Source organism: Sphingosinicella microcystinivorans (genome assembly GCF_027941835.1).
GTDB lineage: Bacteria > Pseudomonadota > Alphaproteobacteria > Sphingomonadales > Sphingomonadaceae > Sphingosinicella.
In genome coordinates, this window is record NZ_CP116005.1 from 1,436,208 (window position 1) to 1,451,099 (window position 14,892).

The 14,892-nt window shown below is 70.0% G+C and carries 12 protein-coding genes, 1 pseudogene and 1 riboswitch; of the genes and pseudogenes, 4 read left to right on the forward strand and 9 right to left on the reverse strand.

Annotated elements, in window-relative coordinates; all coding sequences use genetic code 11:
- On the forward strand, positions 1-1,584 hold the full coding sequence (locus PE061_RS07015) for an amino acid permease (protein WP_271258385.1): 1,584 nt from the start codon (positions 1-3) through the stop codon (positions 1,582-1,584).
- 42 nt (positions 1,585-1,626) lie between these two features.
- Here the strand turns inward: PE061_RS07015 and PE061_RS07020 are convergent, their stop codons facing one another.
- The 3 genes from PE061_RS07020 to crcB all read right to left on the reverse strand — a co-directional run bounded on the left by PE061_RS07020 (position 1,627) and on the right by crcB (position 3,809).
- Entirely contained in the window at positions 1,627-2,616 is a 990-nt protein-coding gene (locus PE061_RS07020) for an adenosine kinase (RefSeq protein WP_271258386.1), read from the reverse strand.
- A gap of 213 nt (positions 2,617-2,829) precedes the next feature.
- Positions 2,830-3,423: a cation transporter gene (locus tag PE061_RS07025; protein WP_271258387.1), complete on the reverse strand. Its 594-nt coding sequence runs from the start codon at positions 3,421-3,423 to the stop codon at positions 2,830-2,832.
- Positions 3,420-3,809: a fluoride efflux transporter CrcB gene (gene crcB / locus PE061_RS07030; protein WP_271258388.1), complete on the reverse strand. Its 390-nt coding sequence runs from the start codon at positions 3,807-3,809 to the stop codon at positions 3,420-3,422. Before crcB ends, PE061_RS07025 begins: the two co-directional genes overlap by 4 nt.
- Positions 3,810-3,834: 25 nt before the next feature.
- Positions 3,835-3,896, reverse strand: a riboswitch (Fluoride riboswitch).
- A gap of 185 nt (positions 3,897-4,081) precedes the next feature.
- On the opposite strand from crcB, the pseudogene PE061_RS07035 reads away from it, so the two are divergent.
- Positions 4,082-4,654, forward strand: a pseudogene (locus tag PE061_RS07035) (EI24 domain-containing protein); the annotation flags it as partial.
- Here the strand turns inward: PE061_RS07035 and queG are convergent.
- Positions 4,634-5,794 carry a tRNA epoxyqueuosine(34) reductase QueG gene (gene queG, locus PE061_RS07040; protein ID WP_271258389.1) on the reverse strand — a complete coding sequence of 387 codons (1,161 nt, stop codon included), beginning with the start codon at positions 5,792-5,794 and terminating at the stop codon, positions 4,634-4,636. The pseudogene PE061_RS07035 and the gene queG overlap by 21 nt on opposite strands.
- A gap of 45 nt (positions 5,795-5,839) precedes the next feature.
- Between queG and PE061_RS07045 the strand changes: the two genes are divergently transcribed.
- Both PE061_RS07045 and PE061_RS07050 read left to right on the forward strand, forming a co-directional pair.
- Positions 5,840-6,778, forward strand: a complete 939-nt coding sequence (locus PE061_RS07045; RefSeq protein WP_271258390.1) for an ABC transporter ATP-binding protein — start codon at positions 5,840-5,842, stop codon at positions 6,776-6,778.
- Positions 6,775-8,139 (forward strand): ABC transporter permease, encoded by a 1,365-nt coding sequence (locus PE061_RS07050; protein ID WP_271258391.1) that lies wholly within the window; start codon positions 6,775-6,777, stop codon positions 8,137-8,139. Before PE061_RS07045 ends, PE061_RS07050 begins: the two co-directional genes overlap by 4 nt.
- Here PE061_RS07050 and PE061_RS07055 read toward each other — a convergent pair.
- The 5 genes from PE061_RS07055 to PE061_RS07075 all read right to left on the reverse strand — a co-directional run bounded on the left by PE061_RS07055 (position 8,136) and on the right by PE061_RS07075 (position 14,568).
- The gene (locus PE061_RS07055; protein WP_271258392.1) at positions 8,136-8,915 is read right to left on the reverse strand and encodes an SDR family NAD(P)-dependent oxidoreductase; all 780 of its coding nucleotides are present in this window, start codon (positions 8,913-8,915) and stop codon (positions 8,136-8,138) included. The genes PE061_RS07050 and PE061_RS07055 overlap by 4 nt on opposite strands.
- 85 nt (positions 8,916-9,000) lie before the next feature.
- Positions 9,001-9,912: a DMT family transporter gene (locus PE061_RS07060; protein WP_271258393.1), complete on the reverse strand. Its 912-nt coding sequence runs from the start codon at positions 9,910-9,912 to the stop codon at positions 9,001-9,003.
- On the reverse strand, positions 9,893-11,695 hold the full coding sequence (locus tag PE061_RS07065) for an AMP-dependent synthetase/ligase (protein ID WP_271258394.1): 1,803 nt from the start codon (positions 11,693-11,695) through the stop codon (positions 9,893-9,895). The genes PE061_RS07060 and PE061_RS07065 overlap by 20 nt, the downstream gene beginning before the upstream one ends.
- Positions 11,696-11,731: 36 nt before the next feature.
- Positions 11,732-13,474, reverse strand: coding sequence for a gamma-glutamyltransferase (ggt, locus tag PE061_RS07070; protein ID WP_271258395.1), 1,743 nt, complete (start codon positions 13,472-13,474; stop codon positions 11,732-11,734).
- Positions 13,475-13,515: 41 nt separating this feature from the next.
- Positions 13,516-14,568, reverse strand: a complete 1,053-nt coding sequence (locus PE061_RS07075) for a quinone-dependent dihydroorotate dehydrogenase (RefSeq protein ID WP_271258396.1) — start codon at positions 14,566-14,568, stop codon at positions 13,516-13,518.
- Positions 14,569-14,892 lie beyond the last annotated feature (324 nt).

The following is a 14,892-nucleotide window of genomic DNA, read 5'->3' on the forward strand; positions in this document are numbered from 1 at the left end:
ATGATCTTTGGTCGTGTCAAATCGCTCGACGCCATTCTGGCGACGGCACAGAAGAAGTCGTTGCACCGCTCGCTCGGCGCGCTTCAGCTGACGCTTCTCGGCGTCGGCGCCATCATCGGCACGGGTATCTTCGTGCTGACGTCCGAGGCCGCGCAGAAGGCCGGCCCCGGCATGATGATCAGCTTCGTGATCGCCGGCGCGGTCTGCGTCGTCGCGGCGCTCTGCTATTCGGAAATCGCCTCGATGGTGCCCGTTTCGGGCTCCGCCTACACCTACACCTATGCCGTCATGGGCGAGCTTCTCGCCTGGATGGTCGGCTGGGCGCTGGTGCTCGAATATGCGGTGGCGGCAAGCGCGGTCTCGGTCGGCTGGTCGGGCTATTTCGTCGGACAGATCAAGGGCTGGTTCGGCATAGACCTGCCCGTCGCGCTCATTTCCGGCCCCTATGTGCCGGGTGGCATCATCAACCTTCCCGCCGTCGTCATCGCGCTCCTCGTCACCGCGCTCCTCATGATCGGCACTACGGAAAGCGCGCGCGTCAACGCCGTGCTGGTCGCGATCAAGGTCACTGCGCTCACCGCGTTCGTCGTGCTCGCGCTGCCGGTGATGCGGATGGAGAACTTCGAGCCGTTCGCCCCGCAGGGCTGGTTCGGCTCGGGCGGCGCCGGCGTCATCGGCGCGGCGGCCTCCATCTTCTTCGCCTATGTCGGCTTCGACGCCGTTTCGACGGCGGCCGAGGAAACCAAGAACCCGCAGCGCAACGTGCCGATCGGGCTCATCGGCTCGCTCGCGATCTGCACGGTCTTCTACATGCTCGTCGCCGCGGGCGCGATCGGTTCGCCGCTCGGCTCGCAGCCCGTCACCTCCGCGATGGGGGAATGGCTGGCGCCTGGCTCCGCCGAGCTCGGCGCACGCTGCGCGACGCTGATGGCGGCGGGTCAGGAGCCCCTCGCCTGCTCGAAGGAAGCGCTTGCGCACGTGCTGCGCGAGATTGGCTATCTCAACCTCGGCAACCTCATCGGCCTCGCCGCCTTCATCGCGCTGCCGTCGGTCATCCTCGTCATGCTGTTCGGCCAGACACGCATCTTCTTCGTGATGTCGCGCGACGGCCTGCTGCCGGAGAAGCTCTCGGCGATCCATCCGAAGTGGAAGACGCCGCACGTCATCACGGTGATCACCGGTCTTGCAGTGACGTTCACGGCGGCCTTCCTGCCGGTGGGCAAGCTCGCTGACATCGCCAACGCGGGCACGCTGTTCGCATTCATGATGGTGGCGATCGCGGTGATGCTGCTCAGAAAGCGCGATCCCAGCCGCGTGCGGCCGTTCCGCACGCCGGCGCTGTGGCTGGTCGGTCCGCTCACCGTCATCGGCTGCCTGTCGCTGTATTTCGCGCTGCCGTTCGATGCGAAGATCGTGCTGCCGCTCTGGGGCGGTGTCGGCCTCCTGCTCTACTTCGCCTACGGCTACCGCAAGAGCCATGTCGGCCGCGGCCTCATCGAGGTGCACGAGGCGGATAGCGACGCGCCGCCGCAGCCGGTGCCCCCGATGCCGGGCGCGCCGACCCCCGGCGGCAAGCAGGCCTGAAACGGATCGGCCCGGTTCTGAGCGAACCGGGCCGAACTGTTTTCAGCCCAGCCGCTTGCTGACCAGCGCGGCGAGGTCGGCCTCGGGGCGTGCGCCGATGTGGCTGATGATCTCGGCGGCGGCGACGGCGCCCATCACGGCGCAATCGACGAGCGCGCGGCCTTCCGAGAAGCCCGCGAGGAAGCCCCCCGCGAACAGGTCGCCCGCGCCCGTGGTATCGACGACGCGCGTGGCGGCTTCGGCCGGGATCACGATGGCCTCGTCCTTCGTCAGCACGATCGCGCCCTTCTCGGAGCGCGTGACGACGCTCACCTCGCAGGCGCCGCGCTGCGCCGCGACGGCGGCGTCGAAATCCTGCGTTTCGTAGAGGCTCTTCAGCTCGTTCTCGTTGGCGAACAGGATGTCGACGCCGCCGCGCGCGAGCCGCAGGAAGTCGGCGCGGTGCCGCTCCACGCAGAACACGTCCGAAAGCGTGAAGGAGACGCGCCGGCCGTTCGCGTGCGCCACCTCGCAGGCCTTCGCCATCGCCGCGCGCGGGTCGGCGGCGTCCCACAGATAGCCTTCGAGGTAGGTGAGCGGGCTCGCCGCGATCAGGCGGTAATCGACGTCCGCCTCGCTCAGCATGGCGCTGGTGCCGAGGAAGGTGTTCATCGTGCGCTGGGCGTCGGGCGTCACCACGATCAGGCAGCGCCCGGTCGGCGTGCCGTCGGCCGCATAGGCGGTCGTGAAATCGACGCCGGAGGCGCGGATGTCGTGCGCGAACACCTCGCCGAGCTGGTCGTTCGAGACGCGCCCGATGAAATTCACCCGCCGGCCCAATGCCGCCATGCCCACGGCGGCGTTGGAGCCCGAACCGCCCGACACCTCGCGCCCCGGCCCCATGCGGCCGTAGAGGCGCTGCGCCTCCGCCGTGTCGATCAGGTGCATCGAGCCCTTCTGGAGGCCGTTCTCGGCGAGGAAGGCGTCGTCGGCGGACGCGATCACGTCGACAAGGGCGTTGCCGATCACGACGATGTCGTAGGCGCTGGTCATCGGGGCTGTTTCACCTGCGAAGGAAGGGGAGAAAGCCGTCCCCCTAGAGCATTTTCCGGTCAGGTGGAATCACCTGGCGTCCCGGGAAATGCGGAAAAGGCAAGGACCGGCCCATGCGCCCCGGCGCCGTGACCTCAACCGTTTGCGGGTCGTGTCCCGGTTCGAATCTCTGTTTTCGGCCCATGCCGGCACAGGACGGCTGGTCGGCGTGGATCAGGCGCGCGCCTGATGTTCCTTCCGCGCCGCCGCCCAGACTTCGCGGGCGGCATCGGCATTCATCGCGGCAATGACAAGACCGATGGCGAGGTCCGGCCACGCCGAACGCCACAGGAAGCCGGTCACGGGCCCCGCGATCACGATCGCGATATTTGCGAGCGCATCATTCCGCGCGGAGAGGAAAGCCGCCTTGGCGAGGCTCCCGCCCCGATGTCTGTGAGCGACCAGCATGAACGCACACGTCACGTTGACCACAAGCGCTCCGAGGCCGGCGAGGGACAGCGCAAAGGGTTGCGGCGGCACGGGGGCGAGAAACTTGTCGAACGCCGTCCAGAGGGTCGCCAGACCCGGAACGAGAAGGATGAGCGCCAATGCCATGCCGACACGGGCGCGGCTGCGGGCGGACCATGCCACCGCGAAGAAGATCAGCGCGTTGACGGATGCGTCTTCGAGAAAATCCACGCTGTCCGCGAACAGGGAAACGGAGCCAATGACGCGGGCGACAGTGAACTCGATCGCAAAATAGGCGAGATTGAGCAGCGCGACGACGAGGACCGTGCGGCGAAAGCCGGAGGCTGTTTCGGCGTTCACAGGACACCCCTGCCGTCCAACACGCGGACCAGCCGAAGCCCCGCGAACAATGCCCCGACAGAGAGCGATACCGAAGCCGACACGTAGATTGCCGCAAGCAGCGGCTGGCCCCGCTCCCAAAGCAGGGCCGTCTCCAATGAGAATGCCGAGAAGGTCGTGAACCCGCCGATGACGCCGGTCGTCAGGAACAGGCGGGCGGGCTGGGGCAGCCCGCTCTTCAGCGCCCAATATTCGGCGACGATCCCCATCACGAGGGACCCGGTGATGTTGATGAAGAGCGTCGCGACGGGAAAGCCCGGGCCGAACCACTTCAGGGCCAGCAGACCGACACCGTGGCGCGCCATGCCGCCAATCCCCGATCCGACGAATACCAGCAGAAAACCCACGCAAGCCTCCTTCTGCGCCCAGGGCGCGAAAGCAGGCGTCATCAGCAACAGCGCGGTTTTGAGGGAGACACCATTCCCTTGGGCAGCCGGATAGCAATTCGCGCCACGTCCCGCAAGCGACGCCCCCTCTTTTGCGGGCGGCGCAGTGGATGCTAGGCTCCGTGCCCTCGGTCTCGCTCGGGATGATGGACGTTGATGCAAGGGAAATCCGCTTTCATCCCGGGTGCAGCCGAGGGACGCACGGCACGGCCGTCACCCGGCGGGCGAACACCATGATCGCCGAACTGCCGCGCGCCCTCGCCCAGCTTGCCGACCGGCGCTTCGTCGCCGTGTTCCTGAAGTCGGTCGCGCTCACGCTCCTCATCCTCGCGGGGCTGTGGTTCGGGCTCGATGCGTGGCTCAGCGGCGGCAGCGCGCCGCCGCTGCCCGTCTGGATGCAGCGCTTCTGGACCGATGCGGCGGACTGGGCGGCGCTGCCCATCGTCGTCATCGGCGGCTGGTTCCTGTTTCCCGGCATCGCCACCGGCGTCATGGGCCTGTTCCTCGACGATGTCGTCGATGCCGTGGAGGATCGCCACTATCCCCGCGCGATGGCGCAGCGCCGGGTGCCGCTCGCCGAGGCCGGGCTGCTCGCGCTCGGCTCCGCGGCGCGTGTCGTGCTCTGGAACCTCGCGCTGGCGCCCGTCTATCTGCTGCTGCTGTTCACGGCGGTGGGGCCGCTCATCCTGTTCACCGCCGTCAACGGCTGGCTGATGGGGCGCGACCTTCTGGAGATGGTCGCCGTCCGCCACATGCCGCGCGCCGAGGCGTCGGCGCTGATCGCGTCAAACCGTGCGCTGCGGCTGCGGCTCGGGCTCACTGCGGCGCCCCTGTTCCTCGTCCCCGTCCTCAACCTGTTCGCGCCGATCATCGCCGCCGCGCTCGCCGCGCACGCGTTCCAGGTCCTCGGCAAGCGCTAGGCGGCCCCAGTCCGCCGCCTCGCGCACGAGGTCGGAGGCATCCGCGCGCAGCCGCTCCAGCACTGGCGCCGCGCTTGCCGACCCGCTGTTGCCGAGTGCGATGGCGACGTTGCGGACGAAGCGGTCGCGCCCCACGCGCTTGATGGGCGATCCCGCGAACACCTGCCGGAACCCGGCGTCGTCGAGCGCGGCAAGCTCGGCGAGACGCGGCGCGGTCAGTTCGGCGCGGGGCTGGAAGGCCGCCTCGGCGGAGGCTTTCGCGAAGCGGTTCCACGGGCAGACGGCGAGGCAATCGTCGCAGCCGTAGATGCGGTTGCCGATGGCGCGGCGGAATTCGTGCGGGATCGGGCCCTTCAGCTCGATGGTGAGGTAGGAGATGCAGCGCCGCGCATCGAGGCTGTAGGGGCCGGTGAACGCCGCCGTCGGGCAGGCGCGCTGGCAGGCGTCGCACGAGCCGCAGCGGTCGGCGTGCGGCGCGTCCGGGGGCAATTCCAGCGTCGTGTAGATCGCGCCGAGGAACAGCCAGCTGCCGTGCTCGCGGCTCACGAGGTTGGTGTGCTTGCCCTGCCAGCCGATCCCGGCGGCGGCGGCGAGCGGCTTTTCCATCACCGGCGCGGTGTCCACGAACACCTTCACCTCGCCTTCGCCCGCGGCTTCCAGCAGCCGGCGCGCCAGCGCCTTCAGCCGCGCCTTGATCGTGTCGTGATAGTCCTGCCCCTGCGCGTAGACGGAGATGACGCCGATGTCGGGATGATCGGCGTGGCGCAGCGGATCGAGGCCGGGCGCGTAGCTCATGCCCAGCATGATCACGGACTTCACGTCGTCCCACAGCGCGCGCGGGCTTTCGCGGCGATCGGCCTTTTCCGCCATCCACAGCATGTCGCCGTGGCAGCCGTCCGCGATCCACGCCTTCAGCCGCGCGCCTGCCGCCGGGGCCGCGTCGGCGGGCGCGACGCCGAGCGCGGAAAAGCCCAGCTCCGCCGCCTTCGCCTTGAGGTCCTTCAAGATTTTGTTCGTATCCACCATCTATTCATAGCATCGTCGCGGGTCTGCGTGTGAAGGATCGGGGTCTTGGACTACGCCATCGAAGTTGAAAACCTGTCCAAGCGCTTCGGCGACAAGCAGGCGGTGGCGGGCGTCGACCTTCGCGTGCCCACGGGCGCGATCTACGGCTTCCTCGGCCAGAACGGCGCGGGCAAGACGACGACGCTGCGGATGCTGCTCGGCATCCTCGAGCCCGACGGCGGGCATCGCCGCCTGCTCGGCTCGGACCGGCCGCTCTCCGTCGCCGCGCGTGTCGGCTATCTGCCCGAGGAGCGCGGCCTCTACCCGGCGATGACGGCGCGGGAAGCCATAGCCTATGTCGGCGCACTGCGCGGCATGACGCTCGGCGCGGCGCGCGCGGGGGCCGATGCGCTGCTCGCCGCGCACGGCCTCGGCCACGAGGCGAACGCGCGCATCCGCACCTTCTCGAAGGGCATGGCGCAGAAGGTGCAGCTTCTCGCCACCTTCGTGAACCGGCCCGACCTCATCGTGCTCGACGAGCCCTTCTCGGGCCTCGACCCCGTCAACCAGCAGGACCTCGAGGCGATGATCCACGCCGAGCGCGCGCGCGGCGCGACCATCCTGTTCTCGACGCACGTGATGGCGCACGCCGAGCGCATGTGCGACGGCCTCGTCATCATCGCGAACGGGCGCACCTGCTTTTCGGGCAGCGTCGACGCGGCGCGGGCGCGCCTGCCCTCCCGCGTCGTTCTCGTCACCGAGCGCCCGCTCGCCGATCTTCACGCGCTGCTGCCGCCGGACAGCACGGCCGAGGCCGTGCCGGGCGGGGGGAGCCGCTACCGCTTTCCGCTGCCGGCCGGCGGCATCGAGCCGCTGCTCGCGCGCCTCATCGAGACGGGGAGCGGCATCCGCGACATGCACATCGAGCGCCCGACGCTGCACGACGCCTTCGTCGCCATCGTCGGCGAGGCGGACGCGCCCACTGAGGCGCGCGAGGCCGCATGATCCGCGCGACGTTCGTCATCGCCCGCCGCGACATCATGGCGACGATCCTGTCGCGGGGCTTCCTCATCTGGCTTGCGATGCCGGTCATCGGCCTTGCCTTCGCGGTGTTCGCGTCGGTCGTCGGCGGACCGCGCGAGGCGGCATCGGCGCCGCAGGCGGTCGCGGTGATCGACCCGGCCGGCGACTTCGCGCCGTGGGTGCAGGCGGTGGCGGCGCGCGAGCGCACGCGGACGGCCTACGAGCGGCTTCGCGCCGGCCATGCCGACACGGCGGCGTTCGCAAGGCCCGCCGCGCTGCTCACCGATGCCGAGCTCGATGCGCTGGCGAAGCGCGAGGATGTCGCCGCCGTCGCCGCGCTCGGGGCGCCGTCGTTCGTCCACGTCAGCGCCGGGGCGGACCCGGAGGCGCAGGCGCGCCGGCTGTTGTCCGGCAAGAGCCGGTTCGCCGCCGCGCTCGTCGCCGCGCCGGACGGGCTCACGCTGTTCACCGCCGGCAAGGCCCCGGCCACCGAGCGCATCCGCACGCTCGCCGGGCTTGCCTGGACGAAGCGCGCGCTCGCGGCGGACGGTCTCGCCCCGCGCATCGAGGCGGTGCGTGCGGCGCAGCCGGACGTCGCCGTCACCGTCCTCGACGAAGGCGCGCAGCCTGCCGGGCGGCGCGGCGCGCCGGTGCTCTCCACGGGCGCGGCGACCGTGCTCTTCGCGCTCATCTCGCTGCTCGCGGGCGCGCTCCTCTCCAACATGGTCGAGGAGAAGTCGAACAAGATCATCGAGGTGCTGGTCGCCGCCGTGCCGGTTCCTGCCATCTACGCGGGCAAGCTCATCGCCATGCTCGCCGTGTCGCTGATCGGCATCGCCGTGTGGGGCCTGCTGTTCGGCGGCGGCCTCATGCTCGCGGCGGCGCAGATGCCCGCCGGGCTGATCCCGACGCCGCCGCGCGGCTGGCCGGAGCTGCTGGCGCTCGGCATCGCCTATTTTTCCTGCGCCTATCTCATCTACGGCGCGATCTACCTCGGCATCGGTAGCCTCTGCTCGACGATCCGCGAGGTGCAGACGCTGTCGATGCCCGTCACCATCCTGCAGATGGTGATCCTGATCTCGACGCTCGGCGCGCTCGCGAATCCCGGCGGCCTCTGGCACGGCTTCGTGTCGTGGTTCCCGCTGTCGGCGCCCTACATGATGCTGGGCCGCGCAGCGGCCGATACGGGCCTCGGCCTGCATCTCGCGTCGATCGCCTGGCAGCTCGCCTTCGCGGCGCTGGTGATCGCGCTCGCCGCGCGGCTGTTCCGCTACGGCGTGCTGCGTTCAGGCCCGCCGCCCGGCCTCCGCCAGCTTGCGGGCCTGAAGCCGCGCGCTGCTTAACGCGGCGCCATGCGGATGCCGCCGTCGAGGCGCACGTCCTCGCCGTTGAAATAGCCGATGGTGATCATCGCGAGCGCGAGCTTCGCATATTCCTCCGGCTCGCCGAGGCGCTTGGGGAACGGCACGGAGGCGGCGAGCGCCGCCTTCACGTTGTCGGGCGCGGCCTGCATCAGCGGCGTATTGAAGATGCCGGGCAGGATCGTGTTGACGCGGATGCCCTCGCTCATCAGGTCGCGCGCGACGGGGAGCGTCATGCCGACGACGCCGCCCTTGGAGGCCGAATAGGCGGCCTGCCCCATCTGGCCATCTTCGGCAGCCACGGACGCGGTGTTGACGATGGCGCCGCGCTCGCCGTCTTCCAGCGGATCGAGCGTCAGCATTCCGGCCGCCGACTTCGCGATGCAGCGGAACGTGCCGACGAGGTTGATCTGGATGACCTTGTTGAAGGCGTCGAGCGGGAAGTGCTTGATCGCGCCGGTGGCCTTGTCGCGGCCCGCGGTCTTGATGGCGTTGCCGACGCCCGCGCAGTTCACGAGGATGCGCTCCTGCCCGTGCGCGGCGCGCGCCCTGGCGAAGCCCGCGTCGACCGATTCGTCGCTCGTCACGTCGACATTACAGAAGATGCCGCCGATCTCGGCGGCGACCGCCTCGCCCTTCTCGGCGTTCATGTCGAAGATGGCGACCTTCGCGCCTTCCTTGGCGAGCGCGCGGGCCGTCGCCGCGCCGAGGCCGGAGGCCGCGCCCGTCACGACCGCTGCCGTTCCTGCAAGCTTCATTCCTGATCTCCCGTGTGAAAAACTGCCTGTCGCGCGCCTTCCTAATCGAAGCGGCGGCGGGAGCAACCTCTCCACATGCGAAGGTTCAGTCGAGCGGCGGCGTGCTTGCGGGACCCCGCCGGGCAAGCACCGCCTCGCGGTAGGCGAGATAGATGGCGCTGCCGAGGATGAGTGCGCCGCCCAGCAGCGTGATGCCGTCCACGGTCTCGCCGAACAGCCATGTGCCGATGGCGACGGTGAGGCCGAAGCGCACGAAATCGTAGGGCATCACGGCGGTCGCCTCTGCGATGGCGAAGGCGCGCGTCGTGGCGATCTGCGCGATGAGCGTGCCCGCGCCGATGCCGAGGATGTAGAGCCACGACAGTCCCGACGGTGTCGTCCAGAACGCGAGGGCGACGAGGAATGTCGGCAGCACCGGCAGCGCGAAGCTCCAGAACACCACCGCCAGTGGGCGGGCGATCCCCACGAGCCGCTTGATGGCGATGATCGAGAAAGCGATCGCACCGGCCGCGATGACGGCCGAGACGATGCCGGGCGTCAGCGGCTGCGCGCCGGGCCGCAGCACGACGAGCACGCCCGCGAAGCCCGCGAGCAAGGCGCCGATCCGCCGCGCGCGCAGCGTCTCGCCCAGGAACAGCGCCGCGCCGGCGGTCGCGAAGATCGGTGCGGCGAAGGTGATCGCCTGCACCGTGGCGAGCGGTGCGTTCGCCACGGCGTAGAAGACCGTGAACATGCCGATCACGCCGCTCGTCGCGCGCACGGCATGGCTTTTCCATTGGCGCGGCGATGCGATCGAGGGATCGCGCAGGATGATCGGCAGGATCAGCAGCAGCCCGGCGAGGTTGCGCCAGAAGACGAGCGCGAACGGATGGATGGTCTCGCTCGCCAGCCGGATGAAGACCCACGCCGCGCAGAAGCCCACGGCGGCGACGAGAATCCATGCCGCGCCCGCGAGCGGCCGGTTTGCGGAAGCGGCGCTACTTGTAGAGGGCGTCAAGTCGCTCCCCGTAGACCTGCTTCAGCACGTGCCGCCGGATCTTCATCGACGGCGTCATCTGCTCGTTCTCCACGGTGAACGCCTCGTCGGCGACGATCACGCGCCGCACCTTCTCGATCACCGAGAGCTGGGCGTTCACGCGGTCCACCGCCGCGGCGATGGCGCGGTGGAACTCGGGGATGCCTTTCAACATCGCGAGATCGCCGGAATGGCCGTTCGCCGCGGCCCATTCGGCCGACCATTCGGGGTCCGGCACCACGAGGCCCACGAGGTGCGGCCGCTTGTCGCCGTAGACCATCGCCTGCAGGATTTCGGGTTGCAGCGTCAGCATCCCCTCGACGCGTTGCGGCGCGACATTGTCGCCCTTGTCGTTGACGATGATGTCCTTCTTGCGGTCGGTGATGACGATGTGGCCGTCCGCGTCGATATGGCCGATGTCGCCCGTGTGCAGCCAGCCGTCCTTCAGCACGCGCTCGGTTTCCGCCGGGTTCTGCCAGTAGCCGTGCATCACGAGTTCGCCGCGCACCAGGATCTCGCCGTCCTCGGCGATGCGGACCTCGACGCCCTTCAGCGCGGGGCCGACGCTGTGCATCTTCAGCTTCGCGCGCGGACGGTTGCAGGAGATCACCGGCGCCGCCTCGGTCTGGCCGTAGCCTTGCAGCAGCGTGACGCCGAGCGCGGCGAAGAAGATGCCGACCTCGGGATTGAGCGGCGCGCCGCCCGCCACCATCGCCTTCAGCCGTCCGCCGAGGCGGCCCTGCACCTTCTTGCGGATCGTGCGGTCGAGCAGCAGGTCGAGCGGCTTGTCGGTGAGCGGCAGCCGCCCCTTCTCGTAGCGCTTGCGCCCCAGTTTCAGCGCTTGCTCCAGCATCCACGCCGCCGCGCCGCCCTGCTTCTCGATCGCCTTCGACATGCGCTGGCGCAGCACCTCGAACAGGCGCGGCACCACCACCATGATCGTCGGGCGCGTCTCCTCGATGTTGGACGCGAGCTTCTCGAGGCCTTCCGAATAATAGATCTCGCCGCCGAGCGCGATGGGCAGGAACTGGCCGCCGGTGTGCTCGTAGGCGTGGCTCAGCGGCAGGAACGACAGGAAGGTCTCGGTGCCCTTCGGGAAGTCGTTCCAGAGGATGTCCTCGCAGCCCGAGAGGTTGCAGAGGATCGCGCCGTGATGCTGGCAGACGCCGCGCGGCGCGCCGCCGGTGCCGCTCGTGTAGATGATGCACGCCATGTCGCCGCGCTGCATGGTCGCGCCCGCGCGCACGGCGGCGACGTCGCCCGTGTGCGCCGCCATCAACGCCGACCAGTCGATGAGTTCGGCGCCGCTCGCCTGCCCGATGCGCAGCGTCTCCATGCCGATCACCTGGCGGCAGTTCGTGGAGCGGTAGACGGCGGGGAGCAGCACCTTGGCGAGCTTCGCGTTGGAGACGATCGCCGCCTTCGCGCCGCTGTTCTCGAGGATGTGCAGATGGTCGCGCTCGGTGTTCGTCGTGTAGGTCGGCACGGTGATCGCGCCCGCCGCCATGATGGCGAGGTCGGCGATGCACCATTCGGGCCGGTTCTCGCTCACCAGCACGACGCGGTCGCCCTTGCCGATGCCGCGCGCATTGAGCGCCGTCGCCAGCGTCGCCACCTGCTGCGCCGCCTCGGCCCATGTCGTCGCCCGCCACGCGCCGCCCACCTTGGCGTGCAGCATGGCGCGCTTGCCGCGCCGTTCCGCCTGGTTGAAGAACATCTCGACGAGGTTCGGCCAGGTTTCAGCCGTTTGCCCTGCCGTTTTCATCGGTTCGTCTCCTCCCCGGATCGGCCTCGCGCCGCCCTAAAGGCCGGCGACCGCGCCTTCGCTGCGCGGGTCGGCGCCGCCGATCCATCCCCTTGATTTTCGTTCTATGCCGTTCGCCTTCAGCGGCAGTTTCGCCGCGGTCGGCGCGTGCCCCTTTTCGGTCAGCGCCGGGATCATCGCTTCCAGCCGCGATCCCGCCTCGATGGTGACGCGGTTCCCCGGCGCGTAGATCTGCGGCAGCGCGATCGCGTCCTCCACGTCCATCTCCCAGTCGAGCACGCCGACCAGCGCCTTCGCCACCTGCGCGATGATCGTCGATCCGCCCGCCGCGCCGATCGCCAGCAAGGGCTTCCCGGAAGGGTCGTAGACGATGGTGGGCGCCATGGAGCTGCGCGGACGCTTGCCGGGCTGCACGCGGTTCGGCGCGGGCTTGCCGTCCGCCTCGGGCAGCATCGAGAAGTCGGTCAGCTCGTTGTTGAGGAAGAAGCCGTTGACGGTGAGGCCGCTGCCCCACGTGCCCTCGATGGTGGACGTGTAGCTCGCGACGTCGCCCTGCCGGTCGGCGGCGGCGAAATGCGAGGTGGAGGGCACTTCCCCGTCCGGGACGCGCGCCACGTCGCCCGCGCCCGGCGGGGTTCCGGCCTCGACGCGCTCCGCCGCCCTCGCCGGGTCGATCAGCGCGCCGCGCGCCGAGAGATAGGCGGGATCGACGAGGCCCGCGGTCGGCACGGGGACGAAATCGGGGTCGCCGAGGTACGCCTCGCGGTCGGCATAGGCGAGCCTCATGCTTTCGGCGATCAGGTGCCAGCTTTCCGGGCTGTTCGGGCCGAGCGCCCTGAGGTCGAAGCGTTCGAGCTGCTTCAGGATGGCGAGCACGGTGGTGCCGCCCGAGGACGGCGGCGCCATGCCGCAGACGCGCCATGTCCGGTAGGCGCCGCACACGGGGTCGCGCCACACGGCCTTGTAGCTCCCGAGATCGCCGACCGTCATCGCCTGCGGGTTCTTCGGCGCGCTCGCCACGGCGTTCACCAGCCGCGCCGCCTCCGCCCCGCGGTAGAAGGCGTCGGGGCCGTCCTTCGCGAGCTTTTCGAAAAAGCGGGCGAGCATGGGGTTGCGGATCGTCTCGCCGGCAAGGCGCGGCGTGTCGTCGGCATGGAAGAAGGTCGCCTTCGCCCATTCGGTCATGCCCGCGTGCTGCGGCCGCGCCGCCAGCATCTCGTGCAGCCGCGGGCTCATCTCGAAGCCGTCGCGCGCCAGCCGGATCGCCGGTTCGAACAGCTTCGCCCACGGCAGGCGGCCGAAGCGCGCGTGCGCCATCGCCATCAGCCGGATGTTGCCGGGCACGCCGACGCTCTTGCCGCCGGGCACGGCCTCGCGGAACGGCATCGGCGTGCCGTCGGCCTGAAGGAACATGGTCGGCGTTGCCGCCTTCGGCGCCGTTTCGCGGCCGTCGATCGTGTAGAGCCTGCCGCTTTCGGCGTCGTGGTAGAGCAGGAAGCCGCCGCCGCCGATGCCCGACGACTGCGGCTCCACCACGGTCAGCGCCAGCATGGTGGCGAGCGCGGCGTCCGCGGCGCTGCCGCCAGCCGCCAGCATCGCCTTGCCCGCGTCTGCCGCCAGCGGGTGCGCCGCGGAGACGAGGCTGCTGTAGACGGGGCTGTCGTCGTCGAACGCCGGCGGCGGCAGCGCGGCGGACGGCGCGGGCGCCTGCGCGGCGCAGGCGGCGAGACCCAGGAAAAGCGCGCCTGTCGCGGCGCGGGCGATCGGATGTGTGAGCACGCTGACGTCATAGGACGCCGGGCCGCGCCGGGGCAAGGTTTCTAGGCGTCGGCGCCCACGGCCTGCGAGACGCGCTCGAAGCCGTCTGCCCTGAGGTGCGCGGCCAGCCCCGTCTTGATCGCGCCGACGAGGCCCGGCCCCTGATAGACGAGCGCCGTGTAGAGCTGGACGAGGCTCGCGCCCGCGCGGATCTTCCGATAGGCGTCGTCGGCGCTCGCGATGCCGCCGACGCCGATCAGCGGCACCGCGCCCACGGTCGCCTGCCGGAACGCCCGCAGCACCTCCGTCGATCGCGCCATCAGCGGCCGTCCGGACAGCCCGCCCGCTTCCGGGGCGTGCCGGCTTTTCAGCGTGTCCGGCCGCGCGATCGTGGTGTTCGAGACGACGAGGCCGTCGATCCCCGCCGCCACCACCGCGACCGCGATGTCGCCGATGTCGGCGTCGGTGACGTCGGGGGCCACTTTCAGGAAGATCGGCGTCTTGCGATGGCCGCGCGCCTCGATGACGCGGCCGAGCAGCCCTGAAAGCTCGTCCTTCGATTGCAGGGTGCGCAGGCCGGGCGTGTTGGGCGAGCTGATGTTGACGGTGATGTAGTCGACGAAGGGCGCGGCGTGCTCCACGGACAGCGCGTAATCGGCGATGCGGTCGCGCGAGTCCTTGTTGGCGCCGACGTTGAGGCCGGTCACGCCGCGCGGACCCCGGTTCCAGGCGCGTTCCTTGAACTTGTCGAGCGCCTGTTCGAGGCCGTCGTTGTTGAAGCCGAGCCGGTTGATCACCGCCTGGTCCTCGGTCAGGCGGAACATGCGCGGCTTCGGGTTGCCCGGCTGCGGCAGCGGCGTCACCGTTCCCGCCTCCACGAAGCCGAAGCCGAGCCGCAGCAGCGGGTTCAGGGCCTCGGCGTTCTTGTCGAAGCCCGCGGCGATGCCGACCGGGTTCGAAAAGCGCAGCCCCGCCACGGTGGTCCGCAGGCTGGGCGGGTCTTCGGGAAGCCGCGACGACGGCATCGCGCCGAGCATCCGTAAGGTCAGGCGGTGCGCGCGTTCGGCATCGAGCTTGAAGAGGACGGGGCGGACCAGCCCGTAAGGGATCTGCATATGACGTCAGCCTTAGCGCAGCGACGGCCCCGCGGTCAAAAGGAAGCGCGCGGGTTCCGGCGGCCGACACCCGCGGGTTTCAGGGCGCCCGGCCGCGGCGGATGCGCGACTCGGCGGCCGTGCGGAACGGCGGCGTCCGCCGAACCGCCGCCGCGCGCCCGGCGGTTGCCGCCCGCCGCCATGATCCTCCGGCATAAACCTCTGGATCGAAACACGAAGCCGGTCCGATGTCGGATTCGTACAATCCACGGCCGGGGCCGCCCGCTAGGGTCCGTCTCGCGACTCAGGGGACGTCCTTTCTTCCGGTATCCAGCAGGCCGGAAC

Bases quoted from the DNA above. Each gene is read 5' to 3' on its own strand.
- queG (WP_271258389.1), bottom strand. From the start codon at position 5,794: ATGGTGGATACGAACAAAATCTTGAAGGACCTCAAGGCGAAGGCGGCG.
- PE061_RS07075 (WP_271258396.1), bottom strand. From the start codon at position 14,568: ATGCAGATCCCTTACGGGCTGGTCCGCCCCGTCCTCTTCAAGCTCGAT.
- PE061_RS07020 (WP_271258386.1), bottom strand. From the start codon at position 2,616: ATGACCAGCGCCTACGACATCGTCGTGATCGGCAACGCCCTTGTCGAC.
- PE061_RS07015 (WP_271258385.1), top strand. From the start codon at position 1: ATGATCTTTGGTCGTGTCAAATCGCTCGACGCCATTCTGGCGACGGCA.
- PE061_RS07065 (WP_271258394.1), bottom strand. From the start codon at position 11,695: ATGAAAACGGCAGGGCAAACGGCTGAAACCTGGCCGAACCTCGTCGAG.
- PE061_RS07055 (WP_271258392.1), bottom strand. From the start codon at position 8,915: ATGAAGCTTGCAGGAACGGCAGCGGTCGTGACGGGCGCGGCCTCCGGC.
- PE061_RS07050 (WP_271258391.1), top strand. From the start codon at position 6,775: ATGATCCGCGCGACGTTCGTCATCGCCCGCCGCGACATCATGGCGACG.